The sequence below is a fragment of the Mycobacterium sp. 1081908.1 genome, assembly GCF_001673535.1.
Lineage (GTDB): Bacteria > Actinomycetota > Actinomycetes > Mycobacteriales > Mycobacteriaceae > Mycobacterium.
Genome location: NZ_LZLY01000112.1, coordinates 13,682 through 35,829, shown reverse-complemented (window position 1 = coordinate 35,829; position 22,148 = coordinate 13,682). Strand labels below are relative to the sequence as shown.

At 69.6% G+C, this 22,148-nt stretch carries 19 protein-coding genes; 7 read left to right on the top strand and 12 right to left on the bottom strand.

Features of this window, described 5'->3' with window-relative positions; all coding sequences use genetic code 11:
* Positions 1-1,058: hypothetical protein (locus A5655_RS28335; RefSeq protein ID WP_197508730.1), on the top strand; the 1,058-nt coding region annotated here is incomplete at its 5' end.
* Between the two features lie 69 nt (positions 1,059-1,127).
* Entirely contained in the window at positions 1,128-1,706 is a 579-nt protein-coding gene (locus A5655_RS18030) for a hypothetical protein (protein WP_067012236.1), read from the top strand.
* An 87-nt stretch (positions 1,707-1,793) separates the two neighbouring features.
* Here the strand turns inward: A5655_RS18030 and A5655_RS18025 are convergent, their stop codons facing one another.
* The 12 genes from A5655_RS18025 to A5655_RS17970 form a co-directional block, all read right to left on the bottom strand.
* The gene (locus A5655_RS18025) at positions 1,794-2,276 is read right to left on the bottom strand and encodes a mammalian cell entry protein (RefSeq protein WP_067012234.1); all 483 of its coding nucleotides are present in this window, start codon (positions 2,274-2,276) and stop codon (positions 1,794-1,796) included.
* Positions 2,276-2,977, bottom strand: a complete 702-nt coding sequence (locus A5655_RS18020) for a mammalian cell entry protein (RefSeq protein ID WP_067012231.1) — start codon at positions 2,975-2,977, stop codon at positions 2,276-2,278. Before A5655_RS18020 ends, A5655_RS18025 begins: the two co-directional genes overlap by 1 nt.
* On the bottom strand, positions 2,977-4,701 hold the full coding sequence (locus tag A5655_RS18015; protein WP_067012229.1) for a virulence factor Mce family protein: 1,725 nt from the start codon (positions 4,699-4,701) through the stop codon (positions 2,977-2,979). Before A5655_RS18015 ends, A5655_RS18020 begins: the two co-directional genes overlap by 1 nt.
* A 5-nt stretch (positions 4,702-4,706) precedes the next feature.
* Positions 4,707-5,873 carry a virulence factor Mce family protein gene (locus tag A5655_RS18010; protein WP_067012227.1) on the bottom strand — a complete coding sequence of 389 codons (1,167 nt, stop codon included), beginning with the start codon at positions 5,871-5,873 and terminating at the stop codon, positions 4,707-4,709.
* Positions 5,870-7,309, bottom strand: a complete 1,440-nt coding sequence (locus tag A5655_RS18005; RefSeq protein WP_067012225.1) for a virulence factor Mce family protein — start codon at positions 7,307-7,309, stop codon at positions 5,870-5,872. The genes A5655_RS18010 and A5655_RS18005 overlap by 4 nt, the downstream gene beginning before the upstream one ends.
* Entirely contained in the window at positions 7,306-8,370 is a 1,065-nt protein-coding gene (locus A5655_RS18000) for a virulence factor Mce family protein (RefSeq protein ID WP_067012222.1), read from the bottom strand. Before A5655_RS18000 ends, A5655_RS18005 begins: the two co-directional genes overlap by 4 nt.
* Positions 8,360-9,412, bottom strand: a complete 1,053-nt coding sequence (locus A5655_RS17995) for an MCE family protein (protein ID WP_067012220.1) — start codon at positions 9,410-9,412, stop codon at positions 8,360-8,362. The genes A5655_RS18000 and A5655_RS17995 overlap by 11 nt, the downstream gene beginning before the upstream one ends.
* Entirely contained in the window at positions 9,412-10,614 is a 1,203-nt protein-coding gene (locus tag A5655_RS17990) for a virulence factor Mce family protein (protein ID WP_067012218.1), read from the bottom strand. The genes A5655_RS17995 and A5655_RS17990 overlap by 1 nt, the downstream gene beginning before the upstream one ends.
* Positions 10,615-10,633: 19 nt before the next feature.
* The gene (locus A5655_RS17985) at positions 10,634-11,476 is read right to left on the bottom strand and encodes an ABC transporter permease (protein ID WP_067012216.1); all 843 of its coding nucleotides are present in this window, start codon (positions 11,474-11,476) and stop codon (positions 10,634-10,636) included.
* 16 nt (positions 11,477-11,492) lie between these two features.
* A complete protein-coding gene (locus tag A5655_RS17980) occupies positions 11,493-12,257 on the bottom strand; it encodes an ABC transporter permease (RefSeq protein ID WP_067012245.1) in 765 nt (254 codons plus the stop codon).
* A gap of 237 nt (positions 12,258-12,494) precedes the next feature.
* Positions 12,495-13,409, bottom strand: a complete 915-nt coding sequence (locus A5655_RS17975) for a 3-oxoacyl-ACP reductase (protein WP_067012214.1) — start codon at positions 13,407-13,409, stop codon at positions 12,495-12,497.
* 24 nt (positions 13,410-13,433) lie between these two features.
* Positions 13,434-13,625, bottom strand: a complete 192-nt coding sequence (locus tag A5655_RS17970; RefSeq protein ID WP_067012242.1) for a ferredoxin — start codon at positions 13,623-13,625, stop codon at positions 13,434-13,436.
* A gap of 189 nt (positions 13,626-13,814) precedes the next feature.
* Here A5655_RS17970 and A5655_RS17965 point away from each other — a divergent pair, with 189 nt between their 5' ends.
* The 5 genes from A5655_RS17965 (at position 13,815) to A5655_RS17945 (ending at position 22,146) form a co-directional block, all read left to right on the top strand.
* Positions 13,815-14,996 carry an acyl-CoA dehydrogenase gene (locus tag A5655_RS17965; protein ID WP_067012212.1) on the top strand — a complete coding sequence of 394 codons (1,182 nt, stop codon included), beginning with the start codon at positions 13,815-13,817 and terminating at the stop codon, positions 14,994-14,996.
* Positions 14,997-15,024: 28 nt separating this feature from the next.
* Positions 15,025-16,122, top strand: a complete 1,098-nt coding sequence (locus A5655_RS17960; protein WP_067012210.1) for an acyl-CoA dehydrogenase family protein — start codon at positions 15,025-15,027, stop codon at positions 16,120-16,122.
* Positions 16,123-16,163: 41 nt separating this feature from the next.
* Positions 16,164-17,672, top strand: a complete 1,509-nt coding sequence (fadD17, locus tag A5655_RS17955; protein WP_156764917.1) for a long-chain-fatty-acid--CoA ligase FadD17 — start codon at positions 16,164-16,166, stop codon at positions 17,670-17,672.
* A complete protein-coding gene (locus A5655_RS17950) occupies positions 17,654-18,373 on the top strand; it encodes a serine hydrolase (protein ID WP_067012206.1) in 720 nt (239 codons plus the stop codon). Before fadD17 ends, A5655_RS17950 begins: the two co-directional genes overlap by 19 nt.
* 98 nt (positions 18,374-18,471) lie before the next feature.
* Complete coding sequence (locus tag A5655_RS17945; protein ID WP_067012204.1) at positions 18,472-22,146, top strand: PecA family PE domain-processing aspartic protease; 3,675 nt, start codon at positions 18,472-18,474, stop codon at positions 22,144-22,146.
* The last annotated feature ends 2 nt before the right edge of the window (positions 22,147-22,148 follow it).

The window sequence follows — 22,148 nt, the reverse complement described above, 5'->3', positions numbered from 1 at the left end:
GCTGGGCGCAGCCCCTCCGCCATCCGCCCACCGTACCTGCCTGGTCAGCGGCCACCCGCGAGCACTTGTCCGGCGGCGCGGGCGGGGCCGGCGGGATCGCCGCAGCCGTCGGGGGCACCGGCGGCATCGGCGGCGCCGGCGGCAACGCCCCGATGCTCGGGCACGGCGGCGCGGGCGGAGCCGGCGGAAGCGACGTCAACGGTTTCGGCGGTTACGGCGGCGCCGGCGGCAGTGGCGGGTGGCTGCAGGGCAACGGCGGCGCGGGCGGGGCCGGCGGGGCCGGCGATATCGCCGGTGGTTTGGGCGGCAACGCGGGCAACGGCGGGTGGCTACAGGGCAACGGCGGCACGGGCGGGGCCGGTGGGACCGCGACCGGGGCCAACGGGATAGGCGGTTTCGGCGGCCACGGCGGCAAAGGCGCGTTGCTGCACGGCAACGGGGGCACCGGCGGGACTGGCGGCGACGCCACCGGAGCCAACGGGCACGGCGGCAGCGGCGGCGACGCGGGCACCGCAGGGGTGTTCGGCAACGGTGGTCACGGCGGCCAGGGTGGCTCCGCATTCCTCGGGACCGGCGGGAACGGTGGAGCGAGCGGCAACAGCGGGATCATCGGCGACGGCGGCAACGGCGGAGACGGCGGGGCCGGGCTGACCGGAGGCCGCGGCGGTGATGGCGGCAACGTCAAGCTGTTGGGCGGCGGTGGTGCCGGCGGCACCGGCGGCGCCGGCACCGGCGCGGCCGGGGTTGGCGGTGCCGGCGGGAGGGGCGGCGGGACCGGGATATTCGCCCACGGCGGCGCCGGCGGCACGGGCGGCGCCGGAGCCGGTCTCGGCGCGGGCGGAGCCGGCGGCGACGGCGGTGCCGGCGGGGTCTTCGGCGGCGGCGGTAGGGGCGGCGACGCCGGCAACGGCGCCGCACCCGCCAACGGCGGCAGAGGCGGCGACGCCGTGTTCATCGGCAACGGTGGCGACGGCGGGAACGGCAGGGGCGGCGGAAACGGCGGCAGCGGCGGCTTTGCCGGGCCGTTCGGCCACAGCGGGGCGCACGGGTTGCCATAGACCGGGGGAGCCCATGGTGCTCCCACCGAAACGCTGTGATACTCAATGCAGCGTAGAGGGAGGAACGTCATGAAGCTGCGTCGTGGCCTGGCCGCCGGTGCCGGCATCTGCTCGGCCGTCGCACTCGGAATCGCGTTGGAATCCGGCGAACCGGCCGCTGCCGTCGCGCCGCCGCCGGACGGGAGTTACTCGTTCAACCAGGCGGGGGTGTCCGGGGTGACCTGGACGATCACGGCGCTGTGCGATCAGGTGAACGGAAGCCGCTACTACAAGGACTATTCCAACCCGGACATCATGGCGGACTTCTGCGCACTCAACATCGTGAGCTCGACCGACGAAAGGATCAGCCGGCAGGACAAGCTGCAGAACTTCAGCGGCAGGGCCCGCCTGGTGAGCCAACGCTGGACCTTCAAAGTCGACATCGCCGACGGCGTTTCGTGCCCGGGCGGTGGCACCGCGTCGTCGACCGAAACCTATGCGTTCGACGACGAGACGCTCACCGGCACGCATACCAGTCTGCACGGACCCGAATGCGGTCTGGAGTCGGCGATGAGCAAGCAACCGTTCTCGTTGGCGCTGAGCGGCCCCCCACCCAGCCCGATCGAGCGTTATCCGTTGCGCTGCAACGACATCGCGATGTGCTTCTGAGATTGACCTGCGGCCCCGCGGCCGAGAGCCACGCCAGCGCAACTGTGGGCGCCGAGCGTCACGCTAGCGTGACGGTCGGCTGAGCGCCTAGATCGGCGTGATGTAGGCGATCAACCATTGCCTGCCGACTTTGGTGAAGTCGACGCGCAACCGGCTGCCGTCGTAGAGCGGCTGCCGTGACTTGTCGGTCACGGTGCGATTGAGATAGACCATCACAGACGCCGAATCGCGCTTGGCGGACATGACGCCGACGCCAACGACATTCGCCTGGACGACGACCTCACGCTTCTTCGCCTCCGGAATGATCTGCGCGTTCGCGCTCTTCTGGAATTCCTGGCGATAGGCGGGCGTCAGCAGCGGGTAGGCGGCCGAGAGGCTGCGCTCGACGGTCTGGTAGTCGTAGGCGAACACCTCGGGTATCTCCTTGGCCGCCAACCCCGGCAACACGGCCCGCGCCGCCGCCTCGCCGCGCGTCTGCACCCGTTCCCAGTAGAACCACCCGGCCGCCGCGGACAGGCCGACGCAGGCCGCCACCAGCAGGGAGCCCGCGACGGCGATCAGCCACCGCATCAGTTACCCCCGTCCGGATACTTCAGGTCGTAGCCGGTCATTCGACCCTGCTCGTCCTCGTGCACGATCACCCGCAGCCGATACGGCATGGACGGCTTGTTCGTTCCGTCGATGTCGGCGACCGTCACCCGCACCGACACCAGCACCGACGCGTTGTCGGTGACGGAATCGACGCCCTCCAACGCGGCGCCGTTGACGACGGCCTCCGAGGTCGCGTTGGTGGAGCGGAACAGGCCCTTGAGGTTCTCAATGTTGTTGTTGGCGCCCAGCATTCCGCGCAGCGGGCCGCTGGTGCCGTTGTAGAACCGGTTCACGCTCTCGTCGATGTTGTCCTGCTTGTAGCTGAACATGTTGACCACCGTCTGCGTGGCGGTGTCGACGAAGCGCTGGTCCCGCGCCTGCTTGGCGTCGGCCTGGCCCTGTTGGTGCAGCAGGAAGACCACGCAGCCGGCCAGTGCGCCGACCGCCACCAGGGCGGCGGCGAACGAGGTCCGTAGCACCAGGGCGCGGTTCGGCCGGCGCCGCGGCGGCGGCTTCACCGGCTTCAGGGTTGCGACGGGTTTCGCCGGCGGCTTCGGTGGTGCCGCGACGTCGACCTTGACCGGAGCGGTCTCGCGCGCCTCGCCCTTGGCCGGCCCCGCGGCCCGCGATGCGCGGCGACGCACTCGCTGTGTCGTCGTCTCTGGAACTTCTGGGCCCACTACATCGGCCTTGGATCAAGCATCAGGTCCACCCAATTCTCGGCGCTGGAGGTGCCACTGGCGCCGGCCGCGAAAGTACCAGTGCCGCCGGCCGGGTCCACAAACGCCCCGGTGCGCTGGTCATAGGTGGTGTAGGCCGGACCGCTGGCCTGCGGCGGCGGACCCTGTGGCGGCCCCCAGGGCTTCTCCGGTCCGGGGCCCGCCGGCGGCGGATTGATGCCCTCCGGAGGTGCCGGCGGGGGGAGCCACTTGGGATAGGGAAGTATCGGCGGCACCGGCGGGACGCCGGGTGGCATCCACGACGGATTGCCCGGCGGCGGCGGCCTGTCGTTGGGCGGCGGCGGATCGTAGGCCGGCTGGTGGTTCGGCAACGGGCCGGGCCCGGGCACCACGCCGGGTGGGGGTGGCCCCACGATCGGGGTTCCGGGATCGGGTTCAGCGCCCGGCGGGATGTACGGGAACTTGTTGGGCGGCAACACGTTCAGCCCGTTCGTCACCGGGGTGTCGTAGGGCACCGGAGGGCCGCGCCACGGGTTGCGGCCGACCGGAACGTAGCCTTTCGGGTCACGGCAGAGCTGGATCGTCGGTGCGCGTTTGCCGGGGAACTCCTGGCATGGATAGTTGCGGGCGCCGCGCACGGTGCTCGGGTCGTTCTGCGCCGTCTTGCAGTACATGTCCCTCGGGAGCTCGCGCAACGTCTCGTCCGCCGGCGTGCGCATCAGCGGCGGGGGCAGGAAGCCGACGGCGCACGGGGGCGGGTCGTTGAGGTCGAGCTTGAAGTCCAGCTTGGCGCCCTCGTCTTGCGGGGCGCCGCCAGCGGCCGTGGTGATCGCCGCGAACAGCGCCGGCAACACCACCAACAGCTGCTCGATCGACTTGTGGTAGATGACCCCGACGCGGCCCAGGTTGGCCAGGCTGGCCGCCAGCGCGGGGAAGGACGGGCGGATCCCGGAGAACGCCGTGCTGGCCTCGTCGGTCGCACCCGGCGCGGTGGCCAACGTGTCGCGCAGCTGCGGGTCGGCCTGGCGCACCTCGGAAGTGAACCGCGCCAACCCATCCGACAGCGATTTGACGTCGGCGCCGGCGCGAATCTGGGCCTGCAGGAACGGGCCGGCCTGATCGATGAGCTGCGAGACCTGCGGGTAATTGGCGTTGGCCTCGTCCACCAGCAGCCGGGCGGACTCGATCAGCCGGGCCAGCTCCGGCCCCGAGCCGTTGGCCGAGATGAACGTCTCGTGCAGCAGCTCGCGCAACCGGGTGTCGCCGAGGCTGTTGACCAGTGCCTCCGCCCGCTTCAACAGGTCGGCGACCTCCTGGCCGATCCGGGTGTTCTGCCGGTCGATCCGGGATCCGTTGTGCAGCTTGGTCGATGCGGGATTGCCCGGCGGCACCAGGTCGATGTACTGCTCACCCACGGCCGAGACGCTCTTCACGGTGGCGGTGACGTTCGACGGTATGGGCGTGCCGCTGTTGAGGCGCATTTCGGCGGTGACGCCGTTGGGGCTGAGGCCCACCGACTCCACCCGGCCGACCGCGACTCCGCGGTAGGTGACGTTGGCGTTTTTATACAGGCCGCCCCCCGCGACGAAATCGGCGCTGACACCGTACGTCCCGAGGCCGAAGGTGGCCGGCAGCCGCAGGTAGAAGACGGCCATCACACTCAGCGTGAGCGCGGTGATCACCGCGAAGATGCCGAGTTGGACCTTGGTGAGTTTGTCGATCATCAGCCCTACCGCCCCTCGGGACCCGAAGTCGTGCCGGGCGGAATCTTGAACGGGTCGGCGGCCTGTCCGGACAGGTTCGCCAGTTCGCCGGTCAGGAAGTCGGGCGGGTTGAGCACCTCGCTCATGTGCATCATGTTCGGGTCCAGCGCATAGGAGGTGGTGAAGAAGGTCTCGCCGATCCGGCGCAGGGTGAGGTCGAAGGTGGTGAACACGTTGAGGTAGTCGCCGCGCACCGACTGCTTGATGCCGAAGTTGGGGAAGGGGAACGTCAGCAGGATCTGCAGCGAGGTGACGAAGTTCTTGCGGTTGTCGCTGAGGGCCTTGACGACCGAGTACAGGCCCTTGAGGTCTTCGGCGAAGTCCACCTTGGTTTTTGCCAGGATGTGGGAGGTCACCGTCGCCAGCTTCTTCAGCGCGGCGAACGCTTCGACGATGTGGTCCCGGTTCTTGTTGAGCACCCGGAGTGCCTCGGGCAGCGTGTCCAGCGCCCGGCCCAGGTTGTCCTTGTCGCGCGCCAGCGTGGCGGAGAATCGGTTCAGCCCGTCGACCGCATCGATGATGTCGTTGGTCTGCCGGTTGAGCCCCGCCGTCAATTCGGCGAGCCGCGGGATCAGGTCGACGAACTGGTCCTGGCGACCGGCGACGGCCTGATAGGTCTCGTCGGTAATGTCTTCCAGCGCACCGAGATTGCCCTTGTTGACGACGAGACCCAACGCCGAGAGCACCTCTTCGGTGGTCGGGTAGCGACCCGTGTTGGCCTCCGTGATCCGCGAGCCGTCCTTGAGCCGCCCGGTCGCCGGCTTGTCCTTCGGCCGCGCCAGGTCGATGTGCATCGATCCCAGCAACGAGGTCTGGGCCACCGTCGCGGTCGCGTTGGCCGGCAACACCACGTTCTTGTTCAGCGCCAGCTTCACCGCGGCGTAGAAGGATCCATCGGAACGCTGCTCGGCCGAAATGCCCGCGACGCTGCCGACGGTGACGTCGTCGACCATCACCGGCGAGTTTTGCGGCAGCGTTGCCACGTCGGGCATCTCGACGGTGATCGAATACGCGCCGCTGCCGTGGCCGGCCGTGCCGGGCATCGCCAGCGAGTTGAGGCCGTTGAATTGGCAACCGGCCAGCAGCGCGCTGCCCGCCGCTAACACACTGCCGCGCAACCAGATCCGCCTCATCCGCCACCGCCCTGATCGGCCGGCGGCGCGCTCGGCGCCTGGCCCGGCGGGGGGCCGGGCAGCGGACCATAGGCGTTCCCCGGGCCGGGACCCGGGGCCGGACCCGAGCTGAGCCCGGCCGGCGGAGGGCCCGGAGCCGTCTGCGGCGCCGTCGGGACCAGCAGGGCCTGCAGGTCCGTGGGGTTCTGGGCGGCCGGCGGGAGGTGTGCGCCCTGGGCCGGTATCCACGTCAGCTGCGGAACCGGGGTGGCCGCCTTGGCCTGGGTCTCGGGGGTGTCGTAAATGATCTGGCCCTTGTACGCGGTGATCGTGTTGAGCGGGTGGAACATCACCGGCGGGTAGTTCACGGCGAGCCGGCGCAGCACCGGACCGAGCCGCTCGCGGCAGAGCTCGGCGCGCCGGAAGTAGTCCGGCGCCCTCGGTCCCGCGGCCGTCTCGAACGAGCCACCGCAGATGAACTGCACGGGGTTGGCGAATTCGGGTATCGACAACAACCCGTTCAGGGTGCCCTGCGCGGGGTCGTAGATGTTGTAGAAGTTGGCGATGCCCGGGCCGGCCACGTGCAACACCTGCTCGATGTTGTCGCTCTGATCGCTCAACGTCTGCGCGAAGTCGTTGAGGTTGTTGACCGTATCGATGATCGTCGAGTTGTTCTCGTGCAGGAATCCCCGGATGTCCGAGAGCGCCTGATTGAGCGTGCCCAGGGTGTTGTCCAGATGTCGCGAGCTGTCGGCGAGCACCTGCGACACCGAGGCCACGTTCCCGGCGAACTGCACGATCTGCTCGTTGCTCGACGACAGCGCGTCGACCAGCACCTGCAGGTTCTTGACCGTGCCGAAGATGTCGCTGCGCGAATCCCCAAGCCGCCCGGCGACTTGCGAGAGCTCACGCAACGCGTTGTGGAACGACTCGCCCTTGCCGTCGAGCGTGTCAGCGGCCTGGTTGATCGCCTTGCCCAGCGGCCCCTGCATCGAACCCGTCGTCGGGCCCAGCTGAACGGCCAGCTGGGTGAGGGACTCCTTCACCTCGTCCCACTCCACCGGCACCCCGGTGCGGTTCAGATCGATGCTGCCGCCGTCGGGCAGCACTGCCCCGCCGGTGTACGCCGGGGTGAGCTGAATGAACCGCGCCGACACCAGGTTCGGCGAGATGATGACGGCGCGGGCATCTTTGGGGATCTTCACGTCCTTGGCCACCGACATGACGATCTTCACGTCGGAGGGCCGCGGTTCGATCGTGTCGATCGAACCGACCGGCACGCCCAGGATGCGCACTTGGTCGCCGGGATAGAGACCGACGGCGGAGGTGAAGTAGCCGATGACGGTCCGGTTATTGCCTTGCGCCGACAGCACATACACGCCACCCACCAGCATCGCGACCAGCGCGATGATGATGCCGTAGCGCAGCCCCCTGCTGCCGGCGATTCGGTTCGTCATGGCGACTTCGGCCTGATGATCCAGCGTTCCTGAATCAGCCCGCGCAGGTAGTCGGCGAGGCTGGCCGGCAGCTTGCCCGGCTGGTAGAAGAAGTCGAACACCATCGCGATCATCGGCGCGGGCAACACGCTGAACACGTTCACGTTGAACCCGGGACCGGAGCCGACGACCTCACCCAGCTCGGTGGCGTAGGTGGGCAGCCGCTTGAGCGCCTCGGTGATGTAGTCGCGGCGCTCGTTGAGGTTGGCCAGCACCAGGTTCAGCTTGCTCAGCGCCGGGCCGAACTCCTTGCGGTTGTCGGCGACAAACCCCGAAATCTGCTGCGAGAGACCGCCGATGCCCGAGATCAACTCACCGATCGCGGCGCGCCGCTCGTCGAGCGCGGCGAACAACTCGTTGCCGTCGTCCACCAGCTTGTTCACCTGGTTGGCGCGCTGCGACAACACCGCCGTCACCGACTTCGCATGTGCCAGCAGGCTTTGCAGCGCCTCGTCGCGGCGATTCAGCGTGCGGGACAGCGATGTCACGCCGTCCAGCGCGCCGCGCAGTTCCGGCGTGGCGTCGTGCAGCGTGTCGGTCAGCACGTTCAAGGCCTGCTCGAACTGCGGCTTGTTCAGGTTGTTGGCGTTGTTGCCCAGGTCCTCGAGGGCACCGGCCAGCGTGTACGGCGTCGTCGTGCGGCTCAGCGGGATGGTGGTCGCCTTGCCGCTGCCGGCCGGGGTCACCGCAATGGAACGCTCACCGAGGATGGTGTCGGTGCGGATCGCGGCCAGCGACTGATCGCCGACGGTGACGTGCCGGTCGACGGAGAACGTCACCTTGGCGCTCTCGCCGGCCAGGCCGACGGAGGCCACTTTGCCCACCTTGAAGCCGGACACGTAAACGGCGTTGCCCGGGTTGATGCCGCCCGCGTCGGTGAAGTAGGCGTCGTACATCTTGCCCTGCGGAAAGAACGGCAGGCCTGCGTAACCAAAGGCGATGAGCACCACGCAAATCACCAGCACCACGCCGAAGATGCCGGTTCGCAGCGGGTCGCGTTCGCGCCTTGCGTTACTTGACAAAAGCGCACCTCCCCTTGCTGGGATCGACCGGGCCGCCGAACGGTATCAGGATGTCGCCGCCGGCCGGGCCGTTGATCTTGATCGTCACCGAGCAGAAGTAGATGTTGAAGAACGACCCGTAGGCACCGAGCGCCGCCAGCCGCAGGTAGTCCTCGCCGAGTTGCTCGACATCGTTGTTCACCTCGGCCTTGCGGTTGTCCAGCTCGGTGGCCAGGGGGCGGGTGTTCTCGAGGATGCCCTGCAACGGCCGGCGCGAATTCTTCAGCAGCTCAGTCAAGTCCGTGGTGGTGGACGCCAGGGGCGGGATGGCGCCCGCGATCGAGTCCTTGTTCTTGGCCAGCCCGGTGATCAGTTGCTGCAGCTGATCGACGCTGGCGGAGAATTGCGCGCTCTTCTGGTCGACGGTGCCCAGCACCGTGTTGAGGTTGGTGATCGCGTCGCCGATCAGCTGGTCGCGTTGGCCCAGCGCCGACGAGAACGCGCTCGTGTCGGCCAGCACGTTCGACAACGCCCCGCCCTGGCCCTGCAACAACTGGATGACCGCGCTGCTGATGGTGTTGACCTTGTCGGCGTCCAAGCCCTTGACCAGCGGTCGCAGCCCGCCCAGCAGCGCGTCGAGATCCAGTGCGGGCTGGGTGTGTTGGGAGTTGATCGTGCCGCCCGGCGGCAGCTTACGCAGCTCCCCCGGGCCCGACGTGATCTCCAAATAGCGGTCGCCGACCAGGTTTTCGTAGCGGATCACCGCGCGCGTCGACGAGTACAACGTGTAGCGGCTGTCCACGCCGAACTTCACGTCGATCGTGTTGTCGTGGTTGAGCTTCACGCCCGACACCGCGCCGACCGGCACGCCGGCGATGCGAACCTTCTGTCCGGACTTCAGCTTCGACACGTCGGTGAACGTTGCGTGGTAAGTACTTTCGGGCCCGAACCGGAAGTCGCCGAAGACCACAACCAGCGAGGCGCTCACCAATATCATGGCAACCGCGAAGATACTGACCTTGATCAGCATCGACCGGTGCGACGGCATCCCCGCGACCGCCATCAGAAGTCGTCCCGTTCCGCGAAGGCGCCGTGGAACAGGAACTGCAGGGTGGAGGGCGCGTCGAACTGCAGCTCGGTGAACGGCTCGTACGGGACGTTGGCGTTATCGGTGACCAGGAAGGGCGCGCGGTAGAACGACCCGCCGGTCTGCTTGGTCGGGATGTCGGGCAGTCCGCGGCAGTTCGGCCCCCCGGAGGCGTTCACGATCGGCAGGGATTCCGGATACGTGTACGACGGCGCGCCCAGGACGAAGCTGGACGAGGTGAACAGGCCCGCCTTGCGCACACCCAACAGCGGGGCGAATTCCTTGATACCGCGCTCGACACCGGCGAAAAAGCAGCCGAATTCGGGCGAGTAGTCGTGGGCCACCTTGATCGGGGCGCGCAGCCTGTTGATGGCGTCGATGAAGTTCTGCTCGGCGGGCTCCAGCGTCTCATAGGCGTTGTTGGCCAGGCCGATCGCCGCGAGCAGCGTGTCGTTGAGGTCCTTCTGTTTGTCGACGACCGTCCGGTTGATCGTCGGCAGGTTGTCGAAGATCGTGTTCAGGTCCGGGGCGGCATCGGCGTAGGTGTTGGTCACGATCCCGGCCTTGCGGAAGTCCTCCTGCAGGGCGGGCAGCTTCGGATTCGCCTGGCGCGCCAGCGTGTTCAGCCCCGAGAGCAGGGATCCGAAGTCGTCGCCGTGGCCACGCAGCCCCTCGGACAGGGCGCTCAGCGTCCCGTTCAGCTCGACCGGGTCGATCTTGTGCAACAGGTCGATGAGCGACTGGAACAGGGTGTTGACCTCGAGGGCCACCGCCGAGGCTTCCACATGCGCGTCCGGGCGCAGCGACGTGGGCGAAGGGGCTTGGGGCGGAACGAATTCGACCGACTTGGCGCCGAAGATGGTGTTGCCCGCGATGTGCACCGTCGCGTTGGAGGGGACGAAGTGCATCTGATCGCTGCTGATGGCCAGCGTCAGCCGTGCCTGGTCGCCGGAGTAGTCGATGCTGGTGACCTTGCCGATCTGGATGCCGCGGTATTTGACCTTGGCGCCCTTGTCCATCACCAGGCCCGCCCGCGGCGCCGAGACGGTGACGGTGTCGGTCGAGGCGAAGGCCGCGGTGTACGAAAGGTAGGTGAGGACGGCAAACGCCACCATCACGCCGGCCAGCAGCGCCGCTGCCAGCCGAACCGATGAGCGTCGTGGTGCGCCGTCCGACATGTCTTTTCGATGACTCCTTTCACCCGGAGAGGTTGAAGTTACCGGACGCGCCGTACACGGCCAGCGAGATGAACAAGGTGATGACGACCACGACGATCAGCGAGGTGCGCACGGCCTGGCCGACCGCGATGCCGACGCCGACCGGGCCGCCGCTGGCGTTGTAGCCGTAATAGGTGTGCACCAGCATGACCGCGATGGCCATGACGATGGCCTGCAGGAACGACCACAGCAGGTCCGACGGTATGAGGAAGGTGTTGAAGTAGTGGTCGTACAGGCCCTTGGACTGCCCGTTGATGTACACCGTGGTGAAGCGGGCGGCGAAGAACGCCGCGAGCACCGACAGCGAATAGAGCGGAATGATCGCGATCAGGCCGGCGATCAGGCGGGTCGACACCAGGTAGGACACCGACTGCACCGCCATGCATTCGACGGCATCGATCTCCTCGGACACCCGCATGGCGCCCAGTTGGGCCGTCGCGCCCGCGCCGATGGTGGCCGCCAGCGCGATGCCCGCGATCACGGGGGCGACGACGCGGACGTTGAGGAACGCCGACAGGAAGCCCGTCAGCGCCTCGATGCCGATGTTGCCCAGCGACGAATACCCCTGCACGGCGATGACGCCGCCGGAGGCCAGGGTCAGGAACGCCGCGACCCCGACCGTGCCGCCGATCATGACGAGAGCCCCTGCGCCCAGCGTCATTTCGGCGACGTTCCGGATCGTCTCCTTCCGGTATTGGGTGATCGCCTGCGGCACGTAACGCACCGTCTTGCCGTAGAACAACGCCTGCTCGCCGAAGTCGTCGATGGGGCCCTGCAGCCGCGACATGAAGCGGCGAAACCGGAGGGTGGCGTCGTAGCTCATCGGGTGCTCACTCGTCTCACTTGGCCGAAATCCGCACGCCGATGGCGGTCATGACGACATTGATGACGAACAGACAGATGAACGCGTAGACCACGGTCTCGTTGACGGCGTTCCCGACGCCCTTGGGACCGCCCTTGACCGTCAGGCCGCGGTAGCAGCCGACCAGGCCGGCCATCACGCCGAACAGCAGCGCCTTGACTTCGGCGAGCACCAGCTCGCGCAGCCCGGTGAGGACGGTCAGGCCGTTGATGAACGCGCCCGGGTTGACGCCCTGAAGGAAGACGGAAAACACGTAGCCGCCGGACAGCCCGATGGCGCACACCAGGCCGTTGAGGAGCAGCGCGACCACCGTTGACGCCAAAACCCTTGGCACCACGAGCCGGTGGACCGGGTCGATGCCGAGCACGCGCATCGCGTCGATCTCTTCCCGGATGGTGCGGGCACCCAGGTCGGCGCAGATGGCGGTGGCGCCGGCGCCGGCCACGACGAGCACGGTGACCACCGGGCCCAGCTGGGTGACGGTGCCGAAAGCGGTTCCCGCGCCGGACAAGTCGGCCGCGCCGATCTCGCGCAACAGGATGTTGAGGGTGAACGCGACCAGCACGGTGAACGGGATGGACACCAGCAGCGTCGGAACCAGCGACACCCGGGCGATCATCCACGTCTGTTCGAGGAACTCGCCAAATTGAAACGGCCGTCGGAAAGTCTCACGGCCGGTGTCGATCATCATCTCGAAGAACCCGCCGACGGCGCGGGCGGGGACGGCAAGTTGTTCTCTCAACTCGGCCACCCCCCTCTGCTGCTCGCGGCGAAGCCTGTGTATCGCCTTAACGTTGTCTTCGGTCGCATGCGGCTCGGTGTAAGCCGGATCATATTAACTCAGAGAAAGTGCACCATGTCAATGAACAGCATTTCCGTAGCCAAACCGTTAATTTGTCCAGGTCAGAGGCAGTGCTGCGGATTCAATCTGACACGTGTTCTACTTGTCAATTCCCCCCCATAAAGCGCGTTTACACGGTCATTGCTCCATCAGGTTGACCGCGGAAAAGTTCCGCTCCGGATCGCGTCCAGCAAAGTATTCTGCGAGCGTGCCACTGAGCTGGCCGGGCTCCCAGGCCGGCCCGGCCGCCTTGAATCGGTGCTCCGCCGTCGGTGCGGCGACAAGTGTCACCTGCGGCCCGTAAACAATGAACACCTGCCCGTTGACCTCCGCGGCAGCGGGCGATGACAAGAACTTGACCAGGCTCACCACGTGCTCGGGCGAGAGCGGGTCGATGCCGCCCTGCTCCACCTCCGGAGCCTCCCCGAAGACGTCGGCCGTCATCGCCGTGCGGGCCCGCGGACAGATCGCGTTCGCGCACACCCCGTAGCGGCCCAGCGCCCGGGCGGCCGTGAGGGTCAGCGAGATGATGCCCGCCTTGGCCGCGCCGTAGTTGGCCTGCCCCACCGGCCCCACCAGGCCCGCTTCCGACGCGGTGTTGACGATCCTGCCGAAAATCTGCCCGCCCGCGTCCTTGGCCCTGGCGCGCCAGTAGGTGGCCGCGTTGCGGGTCAGCAGGAAGTGTCCGCGTAGGTGCACGGCGATGACGAGGTCCCATTCCTCGTCGGACATGTTGAACAGCATCCGGTCGCGGGTGATGCCGGCGTTGTTCACGACGATGTCCAGGCCGCCCAGCCCGTCGGCGGTGGCAACCAGCTCGTCGGCGGTCGCGCGCTGGCTAATGTCGCCGGCCACGGCGACGGCCTTGGCGCCCGCCGAGTTGATCTCGTCGATCACGTCGGAGGCGTCCAGCGCGGCGGCGGTGTCGTTGACGACGACGGTGGCGCCGAGCCCGGCCAAGCCGAGCGCCTCGGCGCGTCCCAGGCCCGCGGCCGCGCCGGTGACCACCGCGACCTTTCCGGACAGATCGGTCGCGTTTGTGCTGCTAGTCAATTTATGAATACCTCTAGTCTGTGGTCAGGCTTCGCGCAGCAGCGCGGCGCGGGGGCACTCGGCGATCGCCTGTTCGGCCAGCTGCTCCCGCTCGGGCGGAATCGGATCCGCCTTCACGACGGCATAGTCTTCATCGTCCAGATCGAAGAGGTCGGGTGCGATTCCCAAGCACACCGCATTCCCTTCACACCGGTCACGATCCACGATCACCCGCACGGCACCCTCCTTGAAACTGGCCTGCAACCTGAGCACGCGCCCTATCGGTTGGTAGGTCCACCATAGGGCCCCGGTGCGCCAGGCGAAACGGTCGCTGGATTCCCAGACTAGAACGTGTTACAACCGGGGAGGCGAACGGGTAGCCGTTGGTCGAGCTACGCGTGTCACGTTGATCAAAGGACGGCTGGAATGCGCATCAGTTACACCCCTGAACAGGAGGAGCTGCGTCGCGAGCTGCGGTCGTACTTCACCAAGCTCATGACCCCCGAGCGGCGCGAGGCGCTCACCTCGACGCAGGGCGAGGTCGGGAGCGGCAACGCGTACCGCGACACCGTCGCGCAGATGGGCAAGGACGGGTGGCTCACCCTGAACTGGCCCAAGGAGTACGGCGGCCAGGACCGCTCCCCGATGGACTCGCTGATCTTCACCGACGAGGCCGCCATCGCCGGCGTGCCGGTGCCGTTCCTGACGATCAACAGCGTGGCCCCGACGATCATGGCTTTCGGCACCGAGGAGCAGAAGAAGTTCTTCCTGCCCAAGATCGCCGCGGGGGAACTGCACTTCTCGATCGGCTACTCCGAGCCCGGCGCTGGCACCGACCTGGCGAACCTGCGCACCACCGCCGTCCGCGACGGCGACGACTACGTGATCAACGGCCAGAAGATGTGGACCAGCCTGATCGCCTACGCGGACTGGGTCTGGCTGGCGGTGCGCACCAACCCGGAGGCCAAGAAGCACCGCGGCATTTCGATGCTGACCGTGCCGACCACCGCCGAGGGCTTCTCCTGGACGCCGGTGCACACGATGGCGGGCGTGGACACCAGCGCCACGTATTACTCCGACGTGCGGGTGCCCGTGACCAACCTGATCGGCGAGGAGAACGGCGGCTGGAAGCTGGTGACCAACCAGCTCAACCACGAGCGGGTCGCGCTGGTGTCGCCGCAACCGATCTTCCTGGCGCTGCGCGAGGTTCGCGAGTGGGCGCAGAACACGAAGGACTCCGGCGGGGCGCGGCTGATCGACTCGGAGTGGGTGCAGCTGAACCTGGCCCGGGTGCACGCCAAGGCCGAGGTGCTCAAGCTGATCAACTGGGAGCTGGCTTCGGCGGCGGATGAGGCTTTGTCGCCCGCGGATGCGTCGGCGGCCAAGGTCTACGGGACCGAGCTGGCCACCGAGGCCTACCGGCTGCTGATGGAGGTGCTCGGCACCGCGGCGACGATCCGGCAGGACTCCCCCGGCTCGCTGCTGCGCAGCCGGGTCGAACGGATGCACCGGGCCTGTTTGATCCTGACCTTCGGCGGCGGCACCAACGAGGTGCAGCGCGACATCATCGGGATGGTCGCGCTGGGCCTGCCCCGAGCCAACCGCTGAGCCCCTATATATATAAGGACGAGAATTCATGGACTTCACGACGACGGAAGCCGCACAGGACCTCGGCGGTTTGGTCGACACCATCGTCGACGCGGTGTGCACGCCGCAGCACCACCGCGAGCTGGACGGGCTCGAGCAAAGATTCGACCGCACGCTGTGGGGCAAGCTGGTCGAGGCCGACATCCTGACCAGCGCGGCGCCCACCGCACTGGGCGGCGACGGCTTCGGCGTGCTCGAGCAGGTCGCCATCCTGGTGGCGCTGGGCCACCAGCTGGTGGCGGTGCCCTACCTGGAGTCGGTGGTGCTCGGCGCCGGGGCGCTGGCCCGGTTCGGCACCGAAGAGCTGCAGCAGGAGTGGGGCGCGCCGGCGGTGCGGGGCGAGAAGATCCTCACCGTCGCGCTCGACGGCGAGATGGGCGAGGGTGCGGTGCAGGCCGTCAGCGCCGGCGCGGGCTACCGCCTCACCGGCACGCGGACCCAGATCGGCTTCGCCCCCGTCGCCGACGCATTCCTGGTTCCGGCCGAAACCGATTCCGGCGCGGCCGTTTTCCTGGTCGTCGCCGACGATCCGGGGGTCACGGTGACGGCGCTGCAAACCACCGGCCGGGGCAGCGTCGGGCACCTGGCGCTGGACGGGACCGAGGTCGACGGCGCCCGAATGGTGGGCGACGGAACCGTGGCGGTCTGGCTCGACACGCTGATGACGTTGGGGCGCAGTGCGTTTCAGCTCGGCGTGCTCGAGCGAGGATTGCAGATGACGGCCGAATACGCCCGCACCCGCGAGCAGTTCGACCGCCCGATCGGCAGCTTCCAGGCTGTGGGACAGCGGCTGGCCGACGGTTACATCGACGTCAAGGGCCTGCGGCTGACGCTCACCCAGGCGGCCTGGCGCGTGTCGGAGGACATCCCCGCCGAGATCGACGTGGCCAGCGCGGCGTTCTGGGCCGCCGACGCCGGGCACCGGGTGGCACACAGCATCGTGCACATCCACGGTGGCGTCGGCGTCGACACCGATCACCCGGTGCACCGTTACTTCCTGGCCGCCAAGGAAATCGAGTTCGCGCTGCACGGTGCCACCGGGCAGCTGCGCCGGATCGGCCGCGAACTGGCGGAAACGCCGGCCTGAGAGCTGCGTTCGTGGAACAGGCGGGGTCTTAAATGGGCTTCGTGATTCCTGCCGACCCGACCGTCACCAAACTGCTGGTCCCGCTGGCCGAAATCGAGGACCGGGGCGTCTATTTCGAGGACTCGTTCGTCAGCTGGCGCGACCACCTCCGGCACGGTGCCGCGATCGCGGCCGCGTTGCGCGCGCGCCTCGACCCGGCCAAGCCGCCGCACGTCGGCGTGCTGCTGGAGAACACCCCGTTCTTTTCGGCGATGCTGGTGGCGGCCGGGATGTCCGGAATCGTGCCGGTCGGACTCAACCCGGTGCGCCGCGGTGAGGCGCTGGCCCGCGACATCGCCCACGCCGATTGCCAAGTGGTACTGGCAGATTCGAGATCGGCCGCGCCCCTGGGCGATTTCGACCATGTCGACGTCGATTCCGCCGCGTGGGCGTCCGAGCTGGACGCGCATCGCGACGCGGAGCCCCGTTTTCAGTCGGCGTCCGCCGCGGACCTGTTCATGCTGATCTTCACCTCGGGCACCAGCGGCGAGCCCAAGGCGGTGAAGTGCAGCCACGGCAAGGTCGCCATCGCCGGCGTGACGATGACGCAGCGCTTCGATCTCGGGCGCGACGACGTCTGCTATGTGTCGATGCCGTTGTTTCATTCCAACGCCGTGCTGGTCGGCTGGTCGGTGGCCGCGGCGTGCCAGGGCTCAATGGCGTTGCGGCGCAAGTTCTCCGCGTCTGGGTTCTTGCCGGACGTCCGCCGTTACGGCGCCACCTACGCCAATTACGTCGGCAAGCCGTTGTCGTACGTGCTCGCCACGCCGGAGCGGCCCGACGACGCGGACAACCCGCTACGGGCGGTCTACGGCAACGAGGGCGTGCCCGGCGACATCGAACGCTTCGCCCGCAGGTTCGGGTGCGTCGTGCAGGACGGGTTCGGCTCGACCGAGGGCGGGGTGGCGATCGCCCGCACCCCCGACACTCCGGCGGGCGCGCTGGGCCCGCTGCCCGACGGCGTCGACATCGTCGACCCCGACACCGGCGAGCCGTGCCCCGTCGGCGTGGTCGGCGAGATCGTCAACACCGCGGGACCGGGCCGTTTCGAGGGTTACTACAACGACGAGGCCGCCGAGGCGCAGCGGATGGCCGGCGGCATCTACCACAGCGGCGATCTCGGCTACCGCGACGAGGCCGGGTACGCCTATTTCGCTGGGCGGCTTGGTGATTGGATGCGGGTCGACGGGGAGAACCTGAGCGCGGCCCCGATCGAGCGCGTGCTGTTGCGCTACCCCGACGCCACCGAGGTCGCGGTGTACCCGGTGCCCGACCCGGTCGTCGGCGACCAGGTGATGGCGGCGGTGGTGATGGCGTCCGGCGCCGAGTTCGATCCCGAAAAGTTCCGGGCTTTCCTGGCCGAACAGCCCGACCTGGGCCCCAAGCAGTGGCCGTCGTACGTGCGGGTGAGCGCGGAGCTGCCGCGGACGGTGACCTTCAAGGTGCTCAAGCGGCAGTTGTCGGCGCAGGGCGTCGACTGCGGTGATCCGGTGTGGACGATTCGCCGGTAGCGCCCGCGATCGAAGCGAGCTTCGAGAAGCTGGCCGCCAAGGTGCCGGCGACCATCGGCATCGCGGTCGCCCGCCCGGACGTTGCCGAGGTGTATTCGATGGGCCGATGGTCGTCCGGTGTCGCATGGTCAACGATCAAGGTGCCATTGGCGATTGCGGCCCTGCGTGGCGATCCGGGCCGCGCGCGGGACCTGGTCGTCAAGGCCATCACCGAATCCGATAACCACGCGTCCGATCAATTGTGGTCCCAGCTGGGCGACCCGGCGCAAGCCGCGGGGCGGGTACAGGCCATAGTCGGCGAATGCGGCGACCCGGACACCGTGGTCGAATCGCGACGGCTTCGCCGCGGCTACACCGCATTTGGGCAGACGGACTGGACGTTGCGTCGGCAGGCGCGGTTCGCCGCCCAGCTTCCGGGCATCGCGGACGCGTCCGCCGTCATCGACCTGATGTGCCGCCTCACCCCCGCCCAGCGGTGGGGGTTGGCCGCCAAAGGCGTTGCCGCCAAGGGGGGTTGGGGCCCCGGAGTGCGCGGCGACTACCTGGTCCGGCAATTCGGCATCGTGCCAACGGATTCCGGGCACGTGGGGGTGGCGATTGCGGCCCAGGCCCACGCGTTCGAGGCCGGTGTCGAGGTCGTCGATGCGATGACGGATTGGCTCGTCGCGCACCTTCCGGTCATCGCCCAATTCGACTGCTAAACGACGATTTTGGCGTATCGCCGCATTTCGGTGGAAATGGCCGTTCGCGGTAAGTATCGCGATACGCTCAGGGCCGGTTGCCGACGGCGAGGTCCCAGATGACGTATGTGCTCGTTTCACCCGAGCTGGTCGGCTCGGTGGCTGCGAGTGTCGATGGCGTCGGCGCGGCCCTGGCCAGCGGAAACGCGGCCGCGGCCGCCCAGACTACGAACATGGCGAGCGCCGCGGCCGACGAGGTGTCGACGGCCATCGCGGCGCTGTTCGCCGAACACGGTCGGGGCTATCAGGAGCTGGCTGCGCAAGCGGCGGCGTTCCACGAGCAGTTCGCGCGAACGCTGGCAAGCGCGGCGAATTCGTATGCGGCGGCCGAGGCGGCCGGCGCCTCGCCATTGCAGACCGTCGAGCAGGACCTGCTCGGGTTGATCAACGCGCCCACCCAGCTGCTCTTGGGTCGCCCGCTGATCGGCGACCGGATCAACGGGGCGCCGGGGACCGGGCAGCCGGGCGGCCCGGGCGGGATCCTGTTCGGCAACGGCGGCAACGGCGGCTCCGGCGTGACCGGGGGGCCCGGGATGCCGGGGGGACCCGGCGGCCGGGGCGGTGACGCCGGGCTCTTCGGCGCCGGCGGCACCGGAGGAGTCGGCGGCACGGGGGGCACCGGCGCCGCCGGCGTGGGCGCGATCGGCCAGACCGGAGGCGCGGGCGGGGCGGGCGGCGCGGGCGGCCACGGCGGGACGTTCGGTGGGCCCGGCGGGAACGGTGGCAACGGCGGGGTCGGCGGCACCGGCGGCATCGGCGGAACCGGCGCGGCCGGCCAAATCGGATTTACGGGTGGCAACGGCGGCGTCGGCGGCGCGGCCGGTGTGGGGGGCGCGGGCTCGGCGCCGGGGGCCGCGGGCAGCGCCGGAAACGGCGGGAACGGCGGCAGCGGCGGCACGGGCGGCCAAGGCGCGCAGGGTAGCCTCGGCGCGCCCGGCGGCGGGCAGGGTGGTCCGGGCGCGACGGGCGGCGACGGCGGCACGGGCGGCGCCGGCGGAGCGGCCGGCCCCGGCACCGGGGGCCAGCAGGGTGTCGGCGGGCAGGGCGGCACCGGCGGGTTTGGTGGCACGGGCGGAACCGGCGGAACCGGCACCGCAGGCACCCAAAGCGTCGCGGCCGGCATCGGCGGAACCGGAGGCGGCGGCGGAACCGGCGGGGCCGCCGGGGTCGGTGGCGCGGGCTTGACCCAGGGGGCCGCGGGCGCCGCCGGCAATGGTGGGCAGGGCGGCCAGGGCGGCACCGGCGGTGCGGGCGCCGAAAACACCACCGTGGCCGCGCCCGGCGTCCAAGGCGGCCAAGGCGGCCAGGGCGGTCAAGGCGGCCAGGGCGGCCAGGGCGGCAACCCCGGATCCGGCGCCGGCGGCCACCAGGGTATCGGCGGCACCGGCGGCACGGGCGGGATCGGCGGCGGGGGCGGCCAGGGCGGCGCCGGCACCGACAACACCGCCAATCCCGGGCAGGTTGGCGGCGTCGGCGGGCGGGGCGGCACCGGCGGCGACGGCGGTACCGGCGGGCAGGCCGGCACCGGCGCCGGTGGTGCGGGCACCGCCGGTGCGGGCGGCCAAGGGGGCGCGGGTGGTACCGGCGGCGACGGCGGCAACGGCGGAAGCTCGGCCAACGGCGGCGCCGCCGGCAACGGCGGCAACGGGGGCAACGGCGGTGACGGCGGCACGGCCGTGGGCAGCGGCAACGGCGGCAACGGCGGCAACGGCGGCGCTGCCGGCGCGGGCGGAACCGGCGGCAATCCGGGTACCGGCGGCACCGCCGGGGGCAGTGGCGGCAACGGCGGCAACGGCGGCGACGGCGGTCAAGGCACCGGCGGCGGGGCGGGCATCGACTCCGGCGGCGGCAACGGCGGCGCCGGCGGCGACGGCGGCAGCGGCGGCGCTGGAGGCGAACCCGGCCAGAGCGCCAGCCTGCAGGCCGCCGAAAACAACAACACCTTCTTCGGCAGCGGCGGCAACGGCGGCGCCGGCGGCAGCGGCGGCGACGGCGGCGGCGGCGACACCGGCGCGGCGGGCCCCAACTCCGGCTTCGCCGGGGGCAGTGGCGGCAAGGGCGGCCAGGGCGGTCAAGGCGGCGCGGCCAGCCAACGACCGACGTCGACAGCCCCGCAGCACGGCTTCTTCGGGTCTAACGGCAACGGCGGTCCGGGGGGCGACGGTGGCGATGGCGGCGCCGGCGGAACCGGAGGCACCGGCAGCGGCAGCGTCGGGGGCGCCGGCGGCACCGGCGGCAACGGGGGCACGGCCGGCGCGGGCGGCGCGCCCGGCGGCGGCTTCCAATCGGCGCCCGCGAGCGAACGGCTACCCGTCGGCACCGGCGGAAACGGAGGCACGGGGGGCGACGCCGGCTCCGGTGGCACCGGCGGACACGGGAGCGGCGGTTTCACTGGCGGGACCGGCGGCATGGGGGGCCTGGGCGGGAACGGCGGCGCCGGCGGTGACGCCAGCGGCGGCACCTTCAACGCCCAGGGCGACAACGGCGGCAACGGCGGCGCCGGCGGCGCGGGGGGCAACGGCGGAACCGGCGGGGCGGGCGCCAACGGCGGCACCGGCGGCAACGCCGGGCGTGGGGGCGACGGCGCCAATGCGGGCAACGGCGGCCCCGCCACGCTGGCCGGCACCGGCGTTAACGGCGGGCAGGGCGGCACCGGCGGCAACGGCGCCAAAGCGGGCGCCGCGGGCACCGGCGGTGCGGCCGGGTTCGGCGGCAGCGTCGGCGCCGTCGGCAACGGCGCCAACGGCGGCACTGGCGGCAACGGCGGCACTGGCGGCAGCGGCGGCACGGTGGGCTCGCCCGGCACCAACGGCACCGGCGGCAACGGCGGAGCCGGCAGCGGCCCCGGCAACAGCGCCGGCAGCAACGGAACCCCGATCTCGCAAAACCAAGCCATCGCGCTGACGTTGTCTCGAGGCCGTTTCCCGATCGTGTATGTCTCGGTAAACGGCGGGCCGCCGGCGCCCGTTTTGGTCGACACCGGATCCAGCGGTCTGGTGATCGAGGGGCAGTACGTCCCCAACCCCGGCCCCTCCGTCGCGACGGGTTCGGTTTCGTATTCGGGGCCGGGCTCATCGGTGACGGTCAGCTACACGACCTCCGACGAAACCGTCGGGTTCTTGACGGGGGCGAACGGATCCGTCAGCGCCGTCACCGCGCCGACCGCCGTCGACATCCTCACCGGCACCAACGCGACAAGCTTCGCCAACTACTGGGCGGGCACCGGGGTCGTCGGTGTTCTGGGCATCGGGCCGAACGCCGGGGGCCCGGGCACCAGCACCGTGATCACGGCGTTGCCCGGCACCCTCGACCAGGGTGCGCTGTTCAATCAGCCCCTCAACCAGCTGGTGTTCGGCCCCAACCAGTTGCCCGGCACCGTCTCCATCACCGGGTCGCCGACCGTCGCCAACTTGGACGTACAGGTCACGCCCCCGGGGGGCGCGACGACGTCCACGGTCGTTCCCTCGTTGCTAATCGATTCCGGCGACAACTTCGGATCGATCCCGGCATCCCTTCTCGGCACCGGTCAGACGTCCGGAACCGTGCCGGTGGGAACGGTCATCACGGTCCAGACCAGCGCGGGCCAGCTGCTGTACAGCTACACGACCACCGCCGCGACTCCCCTCACGGTCACCGGCAGCGTGATGAACACCGGGAACATCCCCTTCGAGCTGGGACCGGTCTACATCTCGGAAAGCCCCAGCGGTCTCGGGACGACAATCTTTGATGCCTGAGG